This window comes from Nonomuraea thailandensis (assembly GCF_024172165.1).
GTDB classification, from domain to species: Bacteria; Actinomycetota; Actinomycetes; order Streptosporangiales; family Streptosporangiaceae; genus Nonomuraea; species Nonomuraea thailandensis.
This window is the reverse complement of sequence record NZ_JAMZEB010000002.1, coordinates 574,783-595,582: the sequence shown is the minus strand read 5'-3', so window position 1 is coordinate 595,582 and position 20,800 is coordinate 574,783. Positions and strand designations below refer to the sequence as shown.

The 20,800-nt window shown below is 73.3% G+C and carries 17 protein-coding genes; 14 read left to right on the top strand and 3 right to left on the bottom strand.

What is annotated here, in order from left to right; all coding sequences use genetic code 11:
* The first annotated feature begins 9 nt into the window (after window positions 1-9).
* From HD597_RS65725 to HD597_RS06785, 8 genes are all read left to right on the top strand, one after another.
* Window positions 10-858, top strand: coding sequence for an oxamate carbamoyltransferase subunit AllH family protein (locus tag HD597_RS65725; protein ID WP_253740872.1), 849 nt, complete (start codon window positions 10-12; stop codon window positions 856-858).
* On the top strand, window positions 855-2,288 hold the full coding sequence (locus HD597_RS06815; RefSeq protein WP_253740871.1) for an AllF/FdrA family protein: 1,434 nt from the start codon (window positions 855-857) through the stop codon (window positions 2,286-2,288). Before HD597_RS65725 ends, HD597_RS06815 begins: the two co-directional genes overlap by 4 nt.
* Before the next feature lie 58 nt (window positions 2,289-2,346).
* Entirely contained in the window at window positions 2,347-3,723 is a 1,377-nt protein-coding gene (locus HD597_RS06810; protein ID WP_253740870.1) for a YlbE family protein, read from the top strand.
* A 157-nt stretch (window positions 3,724-3,880) separates the two neighbouring features.
* Window positions 3,881-6,178 carry a serine/threonine-protein kinase gene (locus tag HD597_RS06805; RefSeq protein ID WP_308210571.1) on the top strand — a complete coding sequence of 766 codons (2,298 nt, stop codon included), beginning with the start codon at window positions 3,881-3,883 and terminating at the stop codon, window positions 6,176-6,178.
* Between the two features lie 43 nt (window positions 6,179-6,221).
* Entirely contained in the window at window positions 6,222-6,794 is a 573-nt protein-coding gene (locus tag HD597_RS06800) for a TetR/AcrR family transcriptional regulator (RefSeq protein WP_253740868.1), read from the top strand.
* Window positions 6,795-6,853: 59 nt separating this feature from the next.
* Window positions 6,854-8,053 carry a Cmx/CmrA family chloramphenicol efflux MFS transporter gene (locus tag HD597_RS06795; RefSeq protein ID WP_253740867.1) on the top strand — a complete coding sequence of 400 codons (1,200 nt, stop codon included), beginning with the start codon at window positions 6,854-6,856 and terminating at the stop codon, window positions 8,051-8,053.
* Window positions 8,050-8,874: an MOSC domain-containing protein gene (locus tag HD597_RS06790; RefSeq protein ID WP_253740866.1), complete on the top strand. Its 825-nt coding sequence runs from the start codon at window positions 8,050-8,052 to the stop codon at window positions 8,872-8,874. Before HD597_RS06795 ends, HD597_RS06790 begins: the two co-directional genes overlap by 4 nt.
* 87 nt (window positions 8,875-8,961) lie before the next feature.
* Window positions 8,962-10,221, top strand: a complete 1,260-nt coding sequence (locus HD597_RS06785; RefSeq protein WP_253740865.1) for an MFS transporter — start codon at window positions 8,962-8,964, stop codon at window positions 10,219-10,221.
* A 74-nt stretch (window positions 10,222-10,295) separates the two neighbouring features.
* Here HD597_RS06785 and HD597_RS06780 read toward each other — a convergent pair whose 3' ends face one another.
* Complete coding sequence (locus tag HD597_RS06780) at window positions 10,296-11,864, bottom strand: bifunctional 3'-5' exonuclease/DNA polymerase (protein ID WP_253740864.1); 1,569 nt, start codon at window positions 11,862-11,864, stop codon at window positions 10,296-10,298.
* A gap of 42 nt (window positions 11,865-11,906) precedes the next feature.
* Window positions 11,907-13,046, bottom strand: a complete 1,140-nt coding sequence (locus HD597_RS06775; RefSeq protein ID WP_345694461.1) for a metallophosphoesterase family protein — start codon at window positions 13,044-13,046, stop codon at window positions 11,907-11,909.
* Between the two features lie 476 nt (window positions 13,047-13,522).
* On the opposite strand from HD597_RS06775, the gene HD597_RS06770 reads away from it, so the two are divergent.
* Complete coding sequence (locus tag HD597_RS06770) at window positions 13,523-13,939, top strand: tetratricopeptide repeat protein (protein WP_253740863.1); 417 nt, start codon at window positions 13,523-13,525, stop codon at window positions 13,937-13,939.
* Between the two features lie 159 nt (window positions 13,940-14,098).
* Here the strand turns inward: HD597_RS06770 and HD597_RS06765 are convergent, their stop codons facing one another.
* Entirely contained in the window at window positions 14,099-15,757 is a 1,659-nt protein-coding gene (locus HD597_RS06765; RefSeq protein ID WP_253759259.1) for an FAD-binding oxidoreductase, read from the bottom strand.
* A gap of 31 nt (window positions 15,758-15,788) precedes the next feature.
* Here HD597_RS06765 and HD597_RS06760 point away from each other — a divergent pair, with 31 nt between their 5' ends.
* From HD597_RS06760 to HD597_RS06740, 5 genes are all read left to right on the top strand, one after another.
* Window positions 15,789-16,298 (top strand): TetR/AcrR family transcriptional regulator, encoded by a 510-nt coding sequence (locus tag HD597_RS06760; RefSeq protein WP_253740862.1) that lies wholly within the window; start codon window positions 15,789-15,791, stop codon window positions 16,296-16,298.
* Window positions 16,291-17,823, top strand: a complete 1,533-nt coding sequence (locus HD597_RS06755) for a glycerol-3-phosphate dehydrogenase/oxidase (RefSeq protein ID WP_253740861.1) — start codon at window positions 16,291-16,293, stop codon at window positions 17,821-17,823. Before HD597_RS06760 ends, HD597_RS06755 begins: the two co-directional genes overlap by 8 nt.
* 103 nt (window positions 17,824-17,926) lie before the next feature.
* Window positions 17,927-18,796 carry a sucrase ferredoxin gene (locus HD597_RS06750; RefSeq protein WP_253740860.1) on the top strand — a complete coding sequence of 290 codons (870 nt, stop codon included), beginning with the start codon at window positions 17,927-17,929 and terminating at the stop codon, window positions 18,794-18,796.
* Between the two features lie 100 nt (window positions 18,797-18,896).
* Window positions 18,897-19,208, top strand: coding sequence for a WhiB family transcriptional regulator (locus tag HD597_RS06745; protein WP_103955259.1), 312 nt, complete (start codon window positions 18,897-18,899; stop codon window positions 19,206-19,208).
* 279 nt (window positions 19,209-19,487) lie between these two features.
* Window positions 19,488-20,687, top strand: a complete 1,200-nt coding sequence (locus HD597_RS06740) for an esterase-like activity of phytase family protein (protein ID WP_253740859.1) — start codon at window positions 19,488-19,490, stop codon at window positions 20,685-20,687.
* Window positions 20,688-20,800 lie beyond the last annotated feature (113 nt).

Below are 20,800 nucleotides of genomic sequence, written 5' to 3'. Positions count from 1 at the left end.
GGAGGTCCGGTGACCGTCAGTACTTCCGCGCGGCGTACCCGCGTCCACGTCACGGGCGCGGCCAGCACCGCGGTCCGCCCCGTCCTCGAGGCCCAGCGCCGCCCCGCGCGCGTGCTCGCGGCGTTCCCCGCGGGCGTGTACCTGGAGGTCAGGACCGAGCTGGAGCCCTCGGTGATCGCCGTCATCACGGGAGAGGCCACCCGGCTGCCGAACTCGGTGCTGCTGGCGGGGCCGCTCCCGCACCTCACGGTGGGTGACGACGCCTCGGTGGGCGACCGGGCGATCGAGCTGGGCCCGCTGAGCCTGAACGTGCGCCGCTGGTGGGATCCGGCCCCGCCGCTGGGGAGGCTGGACGCCGTCTGGCCGGCGGACGCCCTGCCGAAGGACCCGCCGGGCGCCGGGCTGGCGGGCAACGGCGCGGTGGACATGCTCGCGAGCAGTTGCGCGAAGGGCTGGCTGCTGGGGGCGGTGACGGCGGCCGAGCAGCTCGTCGGGCTCGGCCCCGGGCTGACGCCCAGCGGCGACGACGTGCTGGCCGGGCTGCTGGTGACGCTGCGGCGCCTGGGCACGGCCGCGGGCTGCGAGCGGGCGGTCTGGCTGGCCGACTGGCTGGCGGCGACCGTGACGTTCGACGCGCGCACGCGTACGACGCCGATCTCGGCCACGCTCCTGCACTGCGCCGCCAGGGGCGAGGCCAGCCCCGAGGTGACCGCGGTGCTGCGCGGCGTGGCGGGCCAGCAGGCGCTCGAACCGGCGCTGCGCCGCCTGCACCGGCTCGGCCACACCTCGGGCGCCGACCTGGCCCAGGGCATCGCCATCGGCGTGGCCGCCGTCCGCTCCCTGAGCGGGGCGCGATGACCGGCCTGCCGCAGGCGGTGCTGGTACGGCGGGGGGCCTACCACGACTCGGTCACCCTCATGCGGGTCAGCCGGGCGCTGTCGGAGCTGCCGGGCGTGGAGGCGGCCATGGTCGCCATGGCGACGGACCTCAACGTCTCGATCCTGCGGGAGATGGGCTTCGACGTCCCGGAGTCCGAGCCGGGCGACCTGCTGATCGCCGTACGGGCGAAGGACCCGGACGCGGCCGTCGAGGAGGCCGAGCGCCGGCTCACCGAGGTGGACCGGCCGCGGTCCGGCGCCGCGGAACAGCCGCCGCTGACCACCCGCTCGGCCGCCGCCCGCGGGCCTGCGGACCTCGTGCTGGTCTCCACCCCTGGTGAGTACGCCTTCTTCGAGGCCCTGGACGCCGTCGAGGCCGGGCTGCCCGTCATGATCTTCAGCGATGGCGTCGGCGTGGCCCAGGAGCGCCGGTTGAAGGAGCTGGCCGAGGCCAGGGGCGTGCTCGTCATGGGCCCCGACTGCGGCACCGCCGCGATCTGCGGCGCCGGTCTCGGCTTCGCGAACGTGCTGACCCCCGGCCCCGTCGGCGTGGTCGCCGCGTCCGGCACCGGCGCGCAGCAGGTGACGTGCCTGCTCGACTGGGCCGGCGTCGGGGTGAGCCACGTGCTCGGGGTCGGCGGCAGGGACCTGTCGGCCGAGGTGGGCGGCCTGTCGGCGGCGCGCGCCCTGCGCATGCTGGACGAGGACCCGGCCACGGAGCTGATCGTGCTCATCTCCAAGCCGCCCGCTCCCGAGGTGGCGCGGGCCGTGCTGGGGCAGCGGCTGCGCACGCCCGTCGTCCCCGCCCTGCTGGGCCCGCCCGCGCTCGCGCAGGCGGGCGGCCTCACGCAACCGGGCGGCCCCGCGCCGGCCTGGGACCTCACGCAAGCGGGCGGCCCCGCGCCGGCCGGGGACCTCACGCAGGCTGTCGAGCAGGCGTTGCGTGCCCTCGGCAGGCCCGTCCCCGAGTGGCCGTGCTGGCCCGCCCCGCCCGGCACGCGCCCCGCCCCCAAACGGATCAAGGGCCTGTACTCGGGCGGCACGCTGGGCGCCGAGGCCGCGCTGGTCGCCGGGCAGGGCGAGTTCGTCGACTACGGCGACGACGCCTACACCAGGGGCAGGGCGCATCCGATGATCGACCCGACGCTGCGGGTGGAGGCGCTGGCCCGCGCCGGCGAGCGGGACGTGGTGCTCATGGACGTGGTCCTGGGCCACGGCGCCGACCCCGACCCGGCCGCCACGCTGGCCCCCGCGGTCGCCGGCACGCCGGCCACGGTCGTGCTCGCCCTGATCGGCACCGAGGGCGACCCTCAGGACCTGCACCGCCAGGCCGCGGCCTTCCGCGAGGCGGGCGCGGCCGTCTTCACCTCCAACGCCCAGGCCGCCCGCCACGCCAGGAGCCTGCTGTGACGTGCCGGGTGCCTGCTCTGGCGTGCCGGGAGCCTGCTGTGACGTGTCAGGAGTCGCCGTGACCACCCTGCTGAACGCCCCGCCACGCGTGATCACCGTCGGCGCGGGCCTGCTCGACGAGGCGCTGCGCGCGCAGGCGGTGGCGACGGCCCCGGTCGCCTGGCGCCCGCCGCTGCCCGGCACCGCCGACGCCCTGGCCAGGGTGCTGGCCGACCCGCGCCGCAAGGAGGCCAACGAGCTGGCCGTGCGCAGGCTGACCTCGGCCCGCCCGCACCTGGTGGGGGTGCGGCGCGCCTCCGAGCTGCTCGACGGGGACACGTTCCTGCACGCGGGCCCGCCCATCACCTGGGAGCGCGCCTCGGGCCCGATGCGTGGCGCGCTGATCGGCGCGATGCTCCTGGAGGGCCGGGCCGCGGACGAGCACGAGGCCGCGGACAGGCTGGCGGCGGGCGCGGTCGCGCTGCGCCCCTGCCACGAGCGCGCGGCCGTGGGCCCGATGGCGGGCGTGGTGAGCCCGTCGATGTGGCTGTTCGAGGTGCGCGACGACGAGCACGGCGGCACCGCGTACTGCTCGCTCAACGAGGGCCTGGGCAAGGTGCTCAGGTACGGCGCGTACGGCCCGGAGGTCCTCGACCGGCTGCGCTGGATGGACCGGGTGCTCGGTCCCGCGCTGGCGGCGACGCTGGAGCGTACGGGGCCGATCGATCTGCGCTCGCTGATCGCGCAGGCCCTGCAGATGGGCGACGAGCTGCACAACCGCAACCGGGCCGCCACCTCGCTGCTGCTGCGGGAGCTGGCCCCGGCCGTGGTGGAGGCGGCGCCCGGCGCCGCGGCCGAGGTGCTGCGCTTCGTCAACGGCAACGACCACTTCTTCCTCAACATCGGGATGGCCGCGGCCAAGGCCGGCACGGACGCGGCCCGCGACGTGCCCGGCTCGTCCCTGGTCGTGGCCATGGCCAGGAACGGCACCGACTTCGGCGTCCAGGTGTCAGGGCTGGGCGGGCGCTGGTTCACGGGCCCGGCGGGGGTGCCGGACGGGCTCTACCTCGGCTCGTACGGCCCGCAGGACGCCAACCCGGACATCGGCGACTCCACGATCACGGAGACGTCGGGGCTGGGCGGGTTCGCGATGGCGGCGTCACCGGCGATCGTGCGGTTCGTGGGCGGCGAGGTGGCGGACGCGGTGCGGGCCACCCGCTCCATGTACGAGATCACGCTGGCCGAGCATCCCGTCTACCAGATTCCCGGCCTCGGTTTCCGCGGCACGCCGGTCGGCATCGACGTGACGCTGGTGGCGCGGACGGGCCTGCTGCCGGTGGTCAACACGGGCATCGCGGGCCGCGTCGCGGGGACGGGCCAGGTCGGCGCGGGCCTGGTCGAGCCGCCTGCCGAGGCGTTCACCAGCGCGTTGCTGGCCCTCGCCGAGGCAGAATAAGTGATCCATTTTAATGCCGACATATCCCCACGTCAGTGGCAATGTAAGACAGTATCGCCTTCCCTTGCGGATTCGCCGCCGATATCGTAACGATCCTCATAATCTGCAAGTAGCGTGAAGAACGCACGTGACGGATGAGGCGAGATGGGGGCGGAACATGGCAGCCGACCGCTTGCTCAGCGGGCCCGGCTCTGAAGGAGGTGCCACGGGGGGCGCTCCGCAGAGCCAGGGTCGCCTGATCGGCAGGCGCTACCGACTGATGTCGCCCGTGGGCAGAGGCGGCATGGGCATGGTGTGGCACGCGCACGACGTGCTGCTCGACAGGGACGTGGCCGTCAAGGAGCTGATCCTGCCCTACGGCCTGGACCACGCGGGCAAGCAGGTGGCCCACCGGCGCATGCTGCGCGAGGCACGATCGGCCGCGCGGCTGACGCACCCGGGCATCGTGACCGTGCACGACGTGGTCGAGGAGGACGGCCGGCCCTGGATCGTGATGGAGCTGGTCCGGGCGTGGTCGCTGGAGCAGGCCGTACGCCAGAGCGGGCCGCTCCCGGTGATCCAGGCGGCCGAGATCGGCATCCGGGTGCTCGACGCGCTCATGCACGCGCACGCGGCCGGGATCCTGCACCGCGACATCAAGCCGGGCAACGTGCTGCTCACCCAGGACCGGGTGGTGCTGACCGACTTCGGCATCGCGGCCATCGAGGGCGACGTCACGATCACCCAGACGGGCCTGCTCATGGGGTCGCCGGCGTACATCCCGCCGGAGCGCCTGTCCGGCCAGCCGATCACGCAGGCGGCGGACCTGTGGTCGTTCGGCGCGACCCTGTACGCCGCCGTCGAGGGCCGCCCGCCGTACGAGGGGCCCGACCCGGTGGCGGTGCTCGGCGCGGTGGTCACCCAGGACCCGATCAGACCACAGCGGGCCGGCTCGCTGATGCCGGTGATCGAGGGCCTGCTGCGCAAGAACCCGGCCGAGCGGCTCACCGCCCCGCAGGTGATCGAGATGCTGGAGGCGGTGCTGCGCGCGCACGGCGCGCCCCGGCCGCGCACTCCGGAGACGCTGCCCAGCCCGTCCGACCCGACCCCGGCCGGGCTGCTGCCCCCGCTGGACACCCCGTCGGGGCCGATGCCCTCGCGCATCGTGGAGACGCCCTCCGGTCCCGTACGGGTGCCGTACGACCCGCTGAACAGCCCGTCGGGCGGCCACTCGATGCCCTACGACGGGATGACGAGCCCGTCGGGCAGCCACCGCACCGACCAGCTCCCGCCGCTGCCGCGCACCCCCGCCCAGCAGCCGTCCCAGCAGCGCGGCGCCTACGACTCCCTGGCCGGCCCCTCCGGCCCGTACGACCAGCTGAGCAGCCCGTCCGGCCCGTACGACTCGCTGGGCGGCCCTTCGGGCCCGTACGACTCGCTGGGCAGCCCGTCCGGCCCGTACGACTCGCTGGGCAGCCCGTCCGGCCCGTACGACTCGCTGGGCAGCCCGTCCGGCCCGTACGACTCGCTGGGCAGTTCGTCGGGCCCGTACGACTCCCTGGCCTCCCCCTCGGGCCCGCGGCAGCCGCCGTTCGGCGCGCCGCCCGACCCCCGGATGGGGCGCCGCGACGTCGACGACCTCGACGACCCGAGCGGCCCGCACCCCCAGCCGATCCTGCCGCTGACCACGGACAGCCGGACGTCGTCCGGCGCCACGCCGTGGCCGCTGGCCTCGGCCGACGACCTGCGCGAGCAGTCGCGCGACCTGTCCCACGACCTCTCCCGCAGCCGCCTGGCCACGCTGCCCGGCGGCGGTCAGCGCCAGGGCAAGAGCCGGCGCCGGGTGGAGGACGACGACGGCGGCCCCTGGATCCGCGACGGGCGGCCCACCCCGCTCACGATCATCAGCTCGCTGCTGGCCGTGGCCGTCGTGGCGGGCGCCGTGTGGATCATCCTGACGGGCGGCTCGGCGCAGGCACCGGTCACCGCCTCCGCCACCGTCTCCGAGAGCGCCACGACGGAGGACGCGGCCGAGCCGTCGATCATCCCCGAGGGGTACCAGGAGCACACGGGCCCCGGCTTCTCGGCCGCCGTGCCCCAGGACTGGAAGCTCGCGACGTCGGGCGGCGTGGCCACGTTCAGCGGCCCGAAGGACTCGGGCATGCGGATCCTGGTCGAGCGCGCCGCCCCGCAGAGCGACGGCGGGCTGTCGGAGCTGGGCAGGCTGGAGGCGGACGGCGGCATGGAGAGCTACATCCAGGTGCAGCTCCAGGCCGTCGACTACCGCGACTGGCAGGCCGCCGACTGGGAGTACACCTACACCACCGCCAACGGTGTCCCCATGCACGCCCTGACCAGGTACGTCTCCATCGACGACGCCGCATTCAAGATCACGATGGACCTGCCCGAGCTGAAGTGGGACGACCAGGCCGACACCCGCAAGGTGTTCCTCAACACGTTCCGCCAGGCCACCTGAACCGTATTGCACCAACCGTTCCAAAACGTGTAGCGTGCCTGCCATGGCGCGACCGAGGAAGTTCGAGGAGGACCAGGCGATCGAGGCGGCCATGCGCGCGTTCTGGAGCGCGGGCTACGAGGCCACCTCGACGCAGGACCTGTGCGCGGCCACGGGGCTCGGGCGCAGCAGCATCTACAACACCTTCGCCAGCAAGCACGACCTGTTCCGGCGATCGCTGCGGCACTACATGGACGAGCGCAACGCGGGGCTCGCCGAGCTCATGGACAGCGAGCTGCCGATCAAGGAGAAGATCAGGACCGTGCTGTGGTGGGCGGTCGAGCCCCACCCCGGCGACCCGGCCGGCTGCCTGGTGGTGAACTCGCTGGTCGAGCTGGCCCCGCGCGACGCGGAGATCGCGGAGATGCTGCGCCGCGACAACGACAAGCGGGTCGGGATCGTCAGATCCGCGATCGAGGCCGCCCGCACCCGCGGCGAGCTCGACCCGGGCAGCGACCCGCCGGCCCTGGCCCACTTCCTGGCCGCGACGGTCAGCGGCCTGCGCGTCGCGGCCCGCGGCGGGGCCGGCCGGGCCACCCTCGAATCGATCGCGAACACCGCGCTGGGCGCTTTCTGATTTTTTCGCGCCCACATTTTGAACTGATCAATCTAAAACTGTCGGAAGGGAGGATCGCCATGCCGTTGGCGGTCTACGTACTGGGGCTCTCGATCTTCGCGCAGGGCACCTCCGAGCTCATGCTGGCCGGGCTGCTCCCCGAGCTGGCACGCGACCTCGGGGTGTCGGTGCCGGACGCGGGGCTGCTGATCTCGGCGTTCGCGATCGGGATGCTGGTGGGGGCGCCGGTGCTGGCCGTCGTCACGTTGCGGTGGCCGCGCCGTACGGTGCTGCTGGCGTTCCTCGGCCTGTTCGCCCTGTCGCACGTCGCGGGCGCGCTGACGTCGAGCTACGGCGTGCTGTTCGCCACCCGCGTGGTCGGCGCCTTCGTCTACGCGGGCTTCTGGGCCGTGGCGGCCGGCACCGCGATCGGGCTGGTGCCCGCGGGCGCCCGCGCCAGGGCGATGAGCGTGCTGGCCGGCGGGCTCACCGTGGCCACCGTCCTCGGCCTGTCGGCGGGCACGGTGATCGGGCAGCACCTGGGCTGGCGGGCGGCGTTCTGGGCGGTCGCCGCGCTGTCGGCGCTGGCCGGCATCGGCGTGTTCGCCACGATCCCCGGCGGACGCCCCGACTCCGGCAGCCTGCCCCGCGTCTCCGACGAGCTGCGCGCGCTGGGCAGGCCCGCGCTGTGGCTCGCTTACGGCACCACCGCGCTGACCACCGGCGCGCTGCTGTCGTCCTTCAGCTACCTCAGCCCGCTGCTGAGCGACGTCACCGGCGTGGACCCGGCCTGGGTGCCCGCCGTGCTCGGCCTGTACGGGGTGGGCTCCCTCCTCGGCATCACCCTCGGCGGCCGGATCGCCGACGCGCGGCCGTACCCGCTGCTGTACGCCGGCGTCACCGGCCTGATCCTGACCTCGGCGGCGCTGGCCGCGTCCGCGCCCGTGGCCCTGCTCGCCATCCCGCTGATCTTCCTGCTCGGCGCGTTCGGCTTCGGCACCAACCCCGCGCTGAACGCCCGCCCCTTCGCCCTCGCCAGGAACGCCCCCACGCTGGCCGCCGCCATGAACGTGGCCGCCTTCAACGTCGGCATCACCGCCGGGCCGTGGGCGGGCGGCCTGGCCATCGACGCGGGCCTCGGCTACGCGTCCGTCGCCTGGATCGGCGCGGCCATCGGCGTGGCCGCCCTGGCCGCCGTGGCGCTCGGCGCGAGCCTGCACCGCAGGAGCGAGCTCGTCCGGGTGAGGCCCGAAACCAGTGAGATACGGTCAGCCGTATGAAGCTGGCGAGCATCTCCCGCTACCCCGTCAAGTCCGCCTCGGGGCACGAGGTCACCGAGGCCGAGGTACAGCCGTGGGGGCTGGCCGGCGACCGCCGCCACGTCGTCACCGACGAGAGCGGCGCGGTGCTCACCGCCCGGCAGGAGCCGCGCCTGCTGGCCTGCGTGCCCGTGCTCGACGGCGGCGCGCTCACGCTGACCGGCCCGCACGCCGACCCGCTGACGGTGCTCCCCGCCGGCCCGAGGTCCGTCGTGCACCTGCCGAGGACCTCCGTGGAGGTCACCGACTGCGGCGACGACGCCGCCGGATGGCTGAGCGGGCTGGTGGGGCGGCCCGTCCGGCTCAGGTGGCTCGACGATCCCACCCGCCGCCCGGTCGACCCGGCGTACGGCCGGCCGGAGGACCGGGTGAGCCTGGCCGACGCGTTCCCGCTGCTGCTCACCACGACCGCCTCGCTCGCCCGCCTCAACGAGTGGATCGCCGGGACCGCCTCGGAGCTCGGCGAGGAGCCTGGCCCGCTGCCGATGCGCAGGTTCCGGCCGAACGTGGTCATCGACGGCGCGGCGGAGCCGTTCGCCGAGGACGAGTGGAAGCGCCTGCGCATCGGGGACGTGGAATTCCGCGTGAGCAAGGGTTGCGATCGCTGCGTGCTGACCACCGTTGACACCACGACCTACCGCAAGGGCAAGGAGCCGCTCAGGACGCTGGCCCGTCACCGCAAGCGGGACGGCAAGGTCTGGTTCGGGGTGAACCTGATCCCCGACCTGATCCCCGGAACCTACGGGCGGATCGCGCAAGGAGATCCCGTTCTCGTGCTCTGAAAAATCATGATGAAAATCCCTATTTCCCGATAAATAAGATCACCGTCCCCTTTGGGGCACTGTTAGGGGTTATGCGAGACTTCACGGGTGACCAGTGCCCCCACAAAGCCCGCTGTCTCGCCCCCTGACCGAATCCAGCGCGTACAACGGCGGACCCTGGCGGTCCTGTCGGCGGCACAGATCGTGGGCGGGGTGGGCGTGGCCGTCGGGCTGGCGCTCAGCTCGGTCGTCGTGGACGAGCTGTCCCGCTCGACCGTGATCAGCGGCTTCGCGGGCACGGCCACGGTGCTGGGCGCGGCGCTGCTCGCCCTGCCGACCGCCAAGGCGTCGGGCCGGGGCGGGCGGCGGGCGGGGCTGTCGCTGGCCTACACGGCGGCGCTGGTGGGCTGCGCGATCTCGGTGCTGGCCATCAGCCTGCGCAACTGGCCGCTGCTGCTGGCGGGCCTCGTGCTGGTCGGCGGCGGCAGCGCGGGCAGCCTGGCGGCCCGCTACTCGGCCACCGACCTGTCGCCGAAGGACCGCTCGGCCCGCCACCTGTCGCTGGTCGTCTGGGCCTCGACCATCGGCTCGGTCGCCGGCCCCAACCTGGCCGAGCCCGCCGACCGGATCGGCAGGAGCCTCGGGCTGGTGGAGAAGGCGGGGCCGTTCGCGTTCGCGGCCCTGGCCTTCGCGCTGGCGGTGGTCATCGTCCTCGCCTTCCTCCGCCCCGACCCCCTCCAGCTCGCCCGGGCCGGCACACGCCGGGAGGACTCCGGCGCGAACCGCACGATCCGTACGGCCTGGCGGACCCTGCGCACCACCCCGATGGCCCGCCGCGCCATGGTCATGATCGCCGTCAGCCACACGGCGATGGTGTCCGTCATGTCCATGACCCCGGTCAAGCTCCACCACGACGGCTCGAACCTGGACGTCATCGGCATCGTGATCAGCCTGCACATCGCCGGCATGTACGTGCTCTCACCGGTCGTGGGCTGGCTGGCCGACAAGGCGGGCAAGGTGCCGGTGCTGGTGCTCGGCTCGGCCCTGCTGCTGGCCGCCGCAGCCCTCGCCGGCACGGCCGGTCACCGGGTGTGGCAGGTCACAGCGGCGCTCGTGCTGCTCGGCCTGGGCTGGTCGTGCGGCCTGGTGGCCGGCTCGGCACTGGTCACGGAGTCGGTGCCGATCGAGCGCCGCCCGGCCGTGCAGGGGCTGTCGGACCTGCTGATGAACGTCTGCGGCGCCACCGGCACGATCGTCGCGGGCGCCATCGTGGGGGTGCTCGGCTACGGCATGCTCGGCCTGGTCGTCGGCATCATGGTCGCCCTGGCCGGCCTGTGGCTCACCATCATCTGGCGCCGCGCCACCTGACGGCCGCCAGGCTCCCCGGCCCGCCGGCCTCCGGGCCGGGCACCACCGCTCCACGCACGCCGGGAACCGGCGGCTCACTTCGCGTCGGCGTAGGACTTGACCGCCACCGCCTCCATCGGGAACCGCACCGGCGTCGCGCCGAACAACAACCGGCTGGCCTCCGCCGCCGAGGCCGCCACGGCCGCGATCACCTCCTCGGCCAGCTCCGCCGGGCAGTGCACCATCACCTCGTCGTGCTGGAAGAACACCAGCCGCGCCGGCTCCGGCAGCCGCCCCCGCAGCACGGCCAGCAGCGCCAGCGCCCACTCGGCCGCCGTGCCCTGCACCACGAAGTTGCGCGTGAACCGCCCGCGGTCCCTGGCCGCCCGCCCGCCCTCGGGCCCCGACACCAGCTCCTTCCACCGATCCGACGGGGGCGGGCTGGTGCGCCCGAGCCAGGACCGCACGATCCGCCCCTCCTCCCCCGTCTTGGCCGCGTCCTCCACGAACTGGTACGCCTTCGGGAAGCGCTGCCGCATCACGGCCAGCAGCTTGGAGGCGTCGCCGCTGGTGCCGCCGTACATCGCGGACAGCATCGCGATCTTGGCGTTGCCCCGCTCGCCGCCGAACGACTGCGCCAGCGCGGAGTACAGATCGATCTCCCCCGCGGCCCTGGCCAGCCCCACGTCGCCGGCCATCGCCGCCAGCACCCGCGGCTCGAGCTGCGCCGCGTCGGCGACGACCAGCAACCACCCGTCGTCGGCCATCACCACCCGCCGCATCACCTTGGGGATCTGCAGCGCCCCGCCCCCGTTGGTGGCCCACCGCCCGGACACGACGCCGCCCACCACGTATTCGGGCCTGAACCGCCCGCCGCGCACCCACTGGTCGGCCCACGCCCACCCGTGGGCGCTGAACAGCCTGGCCAGCTCCTTGTAGGCGAGCAGTGGCGCCACCGCCGGATGGTCGATCTGCTTGAGCTCCCACTGCCTGGTCGTCTTCAGCGCCACCCCCGCGCCCTTGAACGCCTTGACGAGCTGCTGCACCGAGTCGGGGTTGACCTGGTGCCCGAACGCGGCCGCCACCTCGTCGGCCAGCGCCTGCAGCTTGGCCGGGCGCATGCCGTGCACCGGGCGCGGCCCGAGCAGGTCGGTCAGCAGCGCGTCGTGCACGTCCCTGCGCCAGGGCATGCCCTCGTGCGACATCTCGGCCGCGACCAGCGCGCCGGCCGACTCGGCCGCCACCAGCAGCCGGAACCGGCCGGGCTCGGGCAGCTCCGAGATGCGCCTGAGCTGGTCGGCCAGCACCTCGGCGACCGTCTCGGCGCCGAGCGGCTCCGGCGCGAACAGCGTGCCGGGCGCGCTCGGCTGCTCGTCCGGCACCGGCAGGCCGTGCAGCCTGGCGTGCGCGGCCCTGGCCGAGCGCGGCTCGCCGTAGCGGCCCTCGTACGCCAGCAGCAGCCCCTCGGTCAGCGCGAGGTCGTGGCAGCGCGCGACCCGCACCCCCCGCTCCAGCAGCGGAGGGTAGGACTCCCGCGCGTCGGCCCACACCCACCGCGGCCCCTCGGCCGCCTCCAGCTCGCGCACGGCCCGCGCCAGGTCGGCGGGACGGCGCGCCGCGCCACCGACCGGCAGCACCGTCTCCCCTGCGACCACGACGTACACGTGCTCAAGGGTGCCAAACGGCCCCGACAAAAAGTCACGGGGTCACACGAGGCTGATGCGCACCTCGTCCTCCAGCGGCGGCTCCAGCTCCTGCGCCAGGCACCCGGTGGCCGCGAAGCAGCGCAGGGTCAGCTCCCGCGGGGTGACCGTGGCGTGCAGGAACTGCTTGAAGAACGGCGGCGTGTCCCAGTCGGACAGCTCGGACAGGTAGCGGTGGAACACCCGGTCCACCGGCAGCCGCAGCGGCCACGGCCAGGCGCCCAGCAGCCGCGCGGCCCACCGCATCCGCCGAGTGATCTTCACTGGCCCTTCCGGGGTCCTGACGGGCTCGTTCCTGATGTGCTCCGACATGATGCACAGCGCCTCGGAGGGCGTCAGGTAGAGCCACTTCATCCGCAGCCGCCTGGCGTAGAGCTGGCTGTAGAAGGACAGCGAGTCACCGCGCAGGGGGTAGCACCTGAACGCGTCCTCGTGCACGCCGGCGACGTCCACGCGCCCGATGGTGTGCGTGGCGTGCATGAACGCGCCGCCGCCGCCCGACACGACGTACTGGATCACGCGGTCGCCCACCCGGACCGGATAGCGCTGGTAGTTGTGCACGTCGCCGCCGATGGCCGCGACGTACCGGTGTGCCGGGTCGCGCACGATGTCGTCGATCGTCCCGCCGCCCTCCAGCTGCGACGGCTTGTACGTGTTGCCGGTGTAGATCGGCTTGCCGGTCACCAGCACCTTCGGCCTCGGGTCGAGCGAGACCCGGCGCAGCCACGCCGTCTGCTTCCTGTCGAGCACGTTCCTGATGCCGGTGTCGACGCCCACGATCAGCAGGCTGTCGCTCTCGATCGTCCAGTACGGCCCCGGCTGCGTCGCCTGCTGCGACGGCCTGCCCCTGAGCTCGCGCGCCTCGGCCAGCTTCGCCTCGTCGATGGTCTCCGGCTTGCGCCAGAGCAGGCCGCGCAGCCCGCGGTCCGGCTTCGGCTTGAGCGGCGGCGCGTCGCAGAAGACCCGCATGAAGCCGCCGAGCCCGTCGTACCAGTCGTGGTTGCCGGGGATGGCGTAGATCGGCGCGTCATAGTCCTGGTACGGGCGGAAGAACTTGTCGCCGTACTCGTTGCCCGATCCCGTGGGATAGATCACGTCACTGGCGATGATGGCGAAGGACGTCTGCCGCCCGAGTTTCATCATTCCCGGAACAACGGCGTACTGGGAGGCGTCGCCTTCTCCGGTATCGCCCAGCAGAAGAAAACTGAAATGACTCCCGACAGCCGGTTTTATGCGAAATTCCGGATCAATCCCGCGCGCTTCCTGGGACTCCACCCAGCGCGCCCGCACCTCTCCTGACGGATCGCCGAACAAGCCCGCCAGGATCTCGTTGCGGGACAGCCAGAGCGTCCGTACATTCAACCAGGTAAAGCCCTGCTTGTTGGGCCTGAGCTGCGCAAACGCCCCTGGTTGCACACAGGCCCAACCAGCACCCTCCTCCGAGACCCGGGAGGAAACCTGCTTTCCACGCTCAGCCGCGACTTCCACCATGACCACATCTTTACCGTGATCTACCCATTGCGCATCCTGAACGCTCCGTACCGCTCGGAACACACATGGTGTGCAATGGTGTAGCCTCACCCCCCAAGCAAGCGGTTGGGACTGCCTAGGAGGCTCCCATGACCCGTAACGGCCCGGACGACGCGACCCGCAGAGGCACCTCCGCTGTGGCGGCCATCGAGGGCCTGCTCGCCTTCGCCACCAACCGGCCGCGCTGGGCCGGCGGCTCGGCGCTCCACAGCGCGAGCGAGGCGATCGCGAGAAGCCGGGCGTTGGCCGCGCAGTCGCCGGGCGAGCACACGCCGCTGCTGGCCCGGTGCCTGCGCACGACCGCGAGGCTGTTGCTGGTGCGGGGGCGCGCCACGGAGGCGCTGCCGCTGGCGCAGGAGGCCGTGGCGCTCACCCGGGCGGCCGGCGGCGCCGCGCTGTCGATGTCGCTGCGGCGCCTGGCCGAGGTCCAGGAGGCCCTGCACCGCTTCAGCGACGCCGCCGCCACGCTGGCCGAGGCGGACGACCTCCCGCCCCCGCCCGACTGACCTCCGGCTCCGCGCGACTCACCTCCGTCCTCGCCCGGCCGTCCTCCGGCTCCGCGCGACTGACCCCCGGCTCCGCGCGACTGACCCCCGGCTCCGCGCGACTGACCTTCGGCTCCGCCGGCCGGCCTCAGGCTCCGGTCGGCCGCGGCTCCGGCTGGTCTACGACGCGGGTGGCGGGACCAGCGCGCCCGGGTTGAGTATCCCCGCGGGGTCGAGCTCGGCCTTGACCGCGCGCAGGATGCCCGCGCCGACGGGCCCGAGCTCGCTCGCGTAGGCGTCCAGGTGGTCGCGGCCCACGCCGTGGTGGTGGCTGATCGTGCCGCCCGCCTCGACGACGGCCGCGTTCACCGCCGCCTTGGCCCGCTCCCACTGCGCCACGGGGTCGGCGTCCTGCGGGGTCACGACGGTGAAGTAGAGCGAGGCGCCGGTCTCGTACACGTGGGAGATGTGACACATGACGAGCGGCGAGCCGAGCGCGCCGAGCAGGGCCAGCCGGACCGCGTCGTACAGGCGCGGCAGGTTCGCCCAGAAGCCCGCCGTCTCCAGCGTCTCGACGGTGGCGCCGGCGGCGAGCAGGGAGTCGCGCAGGTACGGGGCCGAGAAGCGGCCGTGCTCCCACGCCTCCCCGGGCTCGGGCCCGAGCGGCTCGCCGCCCGCCCGCGCCAGCACGGCGGAGGCGGCGGCATGCCGGCTCCCGACCCGCTCCCCCTCGTACCCGGCGATCAGCAGGCATCCGGAGCCGGCCGGGCCACCGGAGCCCGCACCACCGGAGTCCTCCGCACCGCCGGAGCCGCCTGCTCCACCGGAGCCGCCCGCTCCGCCCGCGTCACGGGAATCGCCGATCGTGTCCGGCTTGGCCAGGCCGATCATCGTCTCGGTCTCGTCCGAGAGGCGCAGCACGGTCGGCAGCGGCCCTTCCTGGGCGAGCGCCCGCACAGCGGCGGAACCCGCCGCGAACGAGGCGAACCGCCACCCTTCGTACCGCCGCTCGGCGGGAGCCCTGCGCACCCGCAGCCGCAGGGACGTGATCACCCCGAAGGCCCCCTCCGAGCCGAGCACGAGCTGCCGGAGGTCGGGCCCGGCCGCCGACTTGGGGGCGCGCCCGAGCTCCAGGGTGCCCGAGGGCGTGGCCAGGGTGAGCCCGACGACCATGTCGTCGAAGCGCCCGTACCCGGCCGACGCCTGGCCGCTGGACCGGGCGGCGGCGAAGCCGCCGAGCGTGGCGTACTCGAAGGACTGGGGGAAGTGCCCCAGCGTCAGCCCGCGCGCGGCCAGCAGCCGCTCCGCCTCGGGAGCCCGCACTCCCGGCTCGAACCCCGCCACCATGGACTCCTCGTCCACGAACAGCAGCCGGTCGAGCCGCCCCAGGTCGAGCGCGATCACTCCGGTGAAGCCGGCGCGGCCGGCGGCGAGCCCGCCCACCACCGAGGTGCCGCCGCCGAACGGCACGACCGCGACACGCTCGCGCGAGCACAGCCGCAGCAGCTCGGCCACCTCCTCGTGCGAGCCGGGCAGCACCACGGCGTCCGGCGCGGCCGAGCCGTCGCCCGCGCGCATGCGCAGCAGGTCGGGCGTGGACTTGCCGCGCGTGTGGCGGACGCGGGCCTCGTGGCCGGTCAGGACGTGCCCGTCGCCGACCACCTCCGCCAGCGCGCCGAGCAGCGGCCCCGCCAGCGCGACCGCCGGGAGGGCGACCTGGTCCAGCGAGGCGGCGGGCGTGCCGGGCGCGCGCACGCCGAGCAGGTCGCGCAGCAGGGCCCGCACCGGCTCGGGCAGCTCGCGGGCCTTGGCGGGGTCGCCCCACCCCGACCACGACATCGGTTCTGCAGTCACGCTTACACTGTGACACATGACGTCGATTCGTCACAATGAGGGCGTGCTGGACGCGGCGCGCGACTGCGTGCTGGCGTACGGGGTGCGCAGGACGACGCTCACGGACGTGGCCCGGCGGGCGGGGGTGTCGCGGATGACGATCTACCGCCGCTGGCCCGACGTGCGCACACTGGTGGCCGACCTGATGACCAGGGAGTGGGTGCGGGTGGTCGAGGGGCTCGACCTGTCGGACCCCGTACGGGCGGTCGTGGCCGGCGTGCGGGGGCTGCGCGGGCACCCGTTGTGGCGCAAGATCGTGGAGGCGGACCCGGAGCTGCTGGTGCCGTACCTGCTGGATCGGCGCGGCGCCAGCCACGAGGCCATCCTGGCGGTGCTGGAGCCGGCCGTCGGCGATCCTGCCAGGGCCAGGGCGGTGCTGCTGGTGGCCCAGTCGTTCCTGCTGTCCGCTCCGACCATGCTCGACCCCGTCACGCTGGACGAGCTCGACGCCGAGCTCGCCGCCCTGCTGGAGGCCTACCTTGGATAGCTCGCTGAACGCCGACAGACGCTCCCGGGAGCTGCGCCGGGTCGCGGAGGAGCGGGTGGACGTGCTGGTGGTGGGACTCGGCGCGACGGGCGCGGGCGCCGCGCTCGACGCCGCGTCCCGGGGGTTGAGCGTAGCGGCGATCGACGCGCACGACCTGGCTTTCGGCACCTCCAGATGGAGCTCCAAGATGGTGCACGGCGGCCTGCGCTACCTGGCGAAGGGCCAGGCGGGCGTGGCGTACGAGAGCGCCGCCGAGCGCGGCATCCTGCTCCGCCGGACCGCTCCGCACCTGGTCAGGGCGCATCCGTACCTGCTGCCCCTGACCCCGGCCGTCTCGCGCCGGCAGGCGGCGCTGGTGATGACCGGCTACCGGCTCGGCGACGGCCTGCGGGCGGCCGCGCGCACACCGCGCCGCATGCTGCCGGGCCCCACCCGGCTGAACGCGGCCCGCGCGCACACGCTGGCGCCGATCCTGCGCGCCGACGGGCTGCGCGGCGCGCTGCTGTCGTGGGACGGCCGGCTGCTCGACGACGCCCGGCTGGTGGTGGCCATCGCGCGGACGGCCGCCGCGCACGGGGCCCGGATCCTGACCCGCTGCCGCGCGCTGCGCCTGACGGGCAGCGGGGCCGGTCATAGGCCCGGTCATGGGCCCGGCCCCGGGGCGGACGTGCGCGACGAGCTGACGGGCGAGGAGTTCACGATCCGGGCCCGGGTGGTGATCAACGCCACCGGGGTCTGGGCGGGCGCGCTGGACCCCCAGGTACGGCTGCGCCCGTCGCGCGGCAGCCACCTCGTCCTGGAGCCGGGCACGCTGCCCGGGCTGATCGCGGGCATGCACGTGCCCATCCCGGGCGAGAGCAACCGGTTCGCGCTCGTGCTGCCGCAGCCCGATGGCCGGATTTACGTGGGTCTGACTGACGAGCCGGTGGACGGGCCGGTGCCGGACGTCCCCGAAGTGCCCGAGGAGGACGTCAGAACGCTTCTGGAGGTGTTGAACGGCGTCCTTGAGGTCCCAGTGACCAGGGAGGCGGTTGCGGGCGCGTACGCGGGCCTCAGGCCGCTCCTGGCGGCCGACGGCAGGACGGCCGACCTGTCGCGGGAGCACGCGGTGTTCTCGGAGGGCGGGGTCGTGACCGTCGTGGGAGGAAAACTGACGACATATCGCCGCATGGCGGAGGACGCGGTGGATCGAGCGGTCTCGCAGGGGAACCTCCGCGCCCGCCGCTGCCGCACCCGGCGCATCCCGCTCGTGGGCGCGGGACCGCGGCCGTCCGGAGTGCCGCCGCGCCTGGCCGAGCGGTACGGCTCCGAGGCCGAGGCGGCGCACGAGCTCGTCAAGCGGCACCCGGAGGAGGTCGGGCTCGGCTTCACCGAGGGCGACCTGCTCTGGTCGGTCCTGCACGAGGGCGCGCTCGACGAGGGCGACCTGCTCGACAGGCGGACGCGGATCGGCCTGGTCGAACGCGACAGGAACCGCGCCCTCCCCGCGACACGGGACGTGCTGGGGCGATTCTCCCGCGCGTGAACCCACCTATCCGTTAGGTTAGTCTTACCTAAGTCGGATCAAGGAAGGGGCGGGAGCGTTGGCGAGGGGCTGCGAGCATCCGACGGGGTGCCACACCGGCGAGATGCCCACACTGGCCAGCGCCACCGTGGGAGCCAGGCTGTGGCTGCTCATCGAATACACCGGAGCCTGGCCCTCGCGCCTGGAAAACTTCGAACTTCCTACGGAAATCTCGAAACTCGTCCGGCGGGCGCTCCAACGCGGTATCAGGCCCCAGCTCATCCGCCGCCCCGGCAAGCGGACCCGCCCACGGGACCAGGGGATCCGTGTGCTAGTGGGCTACGCGGCAGGCGAGAGCCCCTGGATAGCGCAGGGCGTCATCGCAGGTCCTGACGATCTTGACCTGGACGCGCTCGTGGCCGGAGTGGTCCCGGAGTCCTGCATACTTGAAGACGAGCCGGTATTTCTGGTCTGCACGCACGCCAAGCGCAATGTGTGCTGCGCCCGCATTGGACTACCCCTCGCTCGGTCCCTGGCCGAAATCTTGCCGGACAGAGTGTGGGAAACGTCACACGTTGGCGGCGATCGCTACGCCGCCAACCTCGTGTGCTTGCCACACGGAATTTTCTACGGCAGCATGTCTCAGGCTGCTGCATCGGCAGCGGCTAACGCGTACCGGTCGGGCGAGATCATTCTCGACCGCTACCGGGGACGCGCAGGCATCCCTGAGCCATTGCAGGCCGTCGAGCACTTCGCCCGAGCCCATACGGGAGAGTGCTCCGTCGGCGCGGTGGCCGTGGAATCCTCCAGGACGGACGGCGACGTCACCGAAGCCATTGTGCGCTGCGGCGACGTCCGGCTCCAGGTTGTGATCGAGCCATCGGCGTTCACCGCGCCGTGTGGTACGGCTTGCGCCGAGACGATCACCACCTACCGGCTGGTTTCGCTGGACAGGCTCGCGCCTGTGCGGTACGCCACGCCCGCTCTCGCCTGAACAGGGAACATCACGGCCCGAGGTTGCGTTGGAACAGTGACGCCATAAGCGTCCAATGCGGCTCAATTACCGAAATACCTCTCACGAAGGTGGTTTTCTCATGTCTCAGGTACGTCGGCAGCTCGCCCGCCCGCGCCCCAGCTGGGGTTGGCAGGATGATGCCGCGTGCCGGGGTGAGGACCTCGTGCTCTTCTTCGGCCCCGACGGGGAGCGGCAGCCCGAGCGTGACGTACGAGAGCGGAAGGCCAAGGCGATCTGCGCCGGGTGCCCTGTCCGCAACGAGTGCCTTGACTACGCGCTGTCCCGGCCGGAGAAGTACGGCACGTGGGGCGGTCTCAACGAGGACGAGCGCGCCAGCGAGCGTCGCCGTCGCATGCGCCGCGCGGCCAGCGCCGGCATCACCGCCGCCTGACACACCCGGCAGCATCACCATCATCGCGTGATCACGCAGTTGTCCCGATGAGCCGGAGCCTGGACATCCTTACCAGGCTCTGGTGAACCCGGTCGGGGCAACTGCCTGATCAGGCTCCGGGATGGTTCACCCCAGCACGTGACTTCGCACCGCGGGCTCCACCGCGGTGGCGAAGTCGTTACATTTCAGGACATATCACGACCTGCCCGACATCTGGCGGTCATCGCCCGTTGCCGTGCGTTCGGGATCGCGTCATGTGCCCGCCCTAGTGTGCCCGGCATGAAACGCATCGCGATCCTGATGTGCGCGGGCGCGCTGACCCTCGGTCTGGCATCCGTCCCCGCCACCGCGGACCCCGGCAAGGCCCCCTCCTTCGGGCAGGCCACGCTGACCGGGTTCGCCTCCCTCCCGGCGCTGACCTTCGTCCCCGGCAGCGAGCCGTCCGGCTCGCTCCTGGGCACGACGCCGGTCAACGGCGTCACCCCGCCGTTCACCGGCCAGCCGGTGCAGGGCTTCAGCGGCATCGCGCGCCGCCACGACGGCACCTTCGACGTGCTGTCCGACAACGGCTACGGCAACAAGGCCAACAGCTCGGACTTCCTGCTGCGCGTCCACCGCGTCAAGCCGGACTTCAGGTCCAGGACCGTCCAGGTGCTCGGCGGCTTCAACCTCACCGACCCGCGCGGGCTCGTCCCCTTCGCCCTGACCCGCCAGGACCGCACGCTCACGGGCTCCGACTTCGACGTCGAGTCGATCGTGCGCGCGGCGGACGGCACGTACTGGATCGGCGACGAGTTCGGCCCGTACCTGCTGCACTTCGACCACAAGGGCCGCCTCCTGGACGCCCCGGCCCCGCTCCCCGGCGTCCGGGCCCCCGAGAACCCCGACCTGAACGGCGGGCAGCCCAACCTGGCCAGCAGCAAGGGCTTCGAGGGCATGGCCAGGGGCGTGGACGGCCGCCGCCTCTACCCGCTGCTGGAGGGCACGGTCAGCGGCGACCCCGCGGGCACGCTGCGCATGTACGAGTTCGACCTGCGCAAGCGGGCCTACACCGACCGGCGCTGGACGTACCGGCTGGAGGACCCCTCCCACGCGATCGGCGACGCCATCGCGGTCGACGAGAACCGGTTCCTGATCATCGAGCGGGACAACGGGCAGGGCGACGCCGCCAAGGTCAAGCGCATCTACCTGGCGGACAGGCGCGACCAGGACCGCGACGGCGCCCTGGACAAGACCCTGGTCGCCGACCTGCTGAACCTCGCCGACCCGCGCGGGCTGGGCGGCGCGCCGGGCACGTTCCGGTTCCCGTTCCAGACGATCGAGGACGTGATCATCCTCGACGACCGCACGCTCGGCGTGCTCGACGACAACAACTTCCCCTTCTCCAACGGCCGCACGGCCGGCAAGCCGGACGACAACGAGTTCATCACCGTACGGCTGACGCGCGGCCTGAAGGCCGACCCCCGCGTATACCGCTGACGCGCGGTCTGAAGGCCGGCCTTCGCGTGTACCGCTGACGCGGCCCGCAGGCGGACCCCCGCGTGTGACCGCTGACACGCGGGGCGGTGGCCGGCGGCCCCGGACCGCCGGCC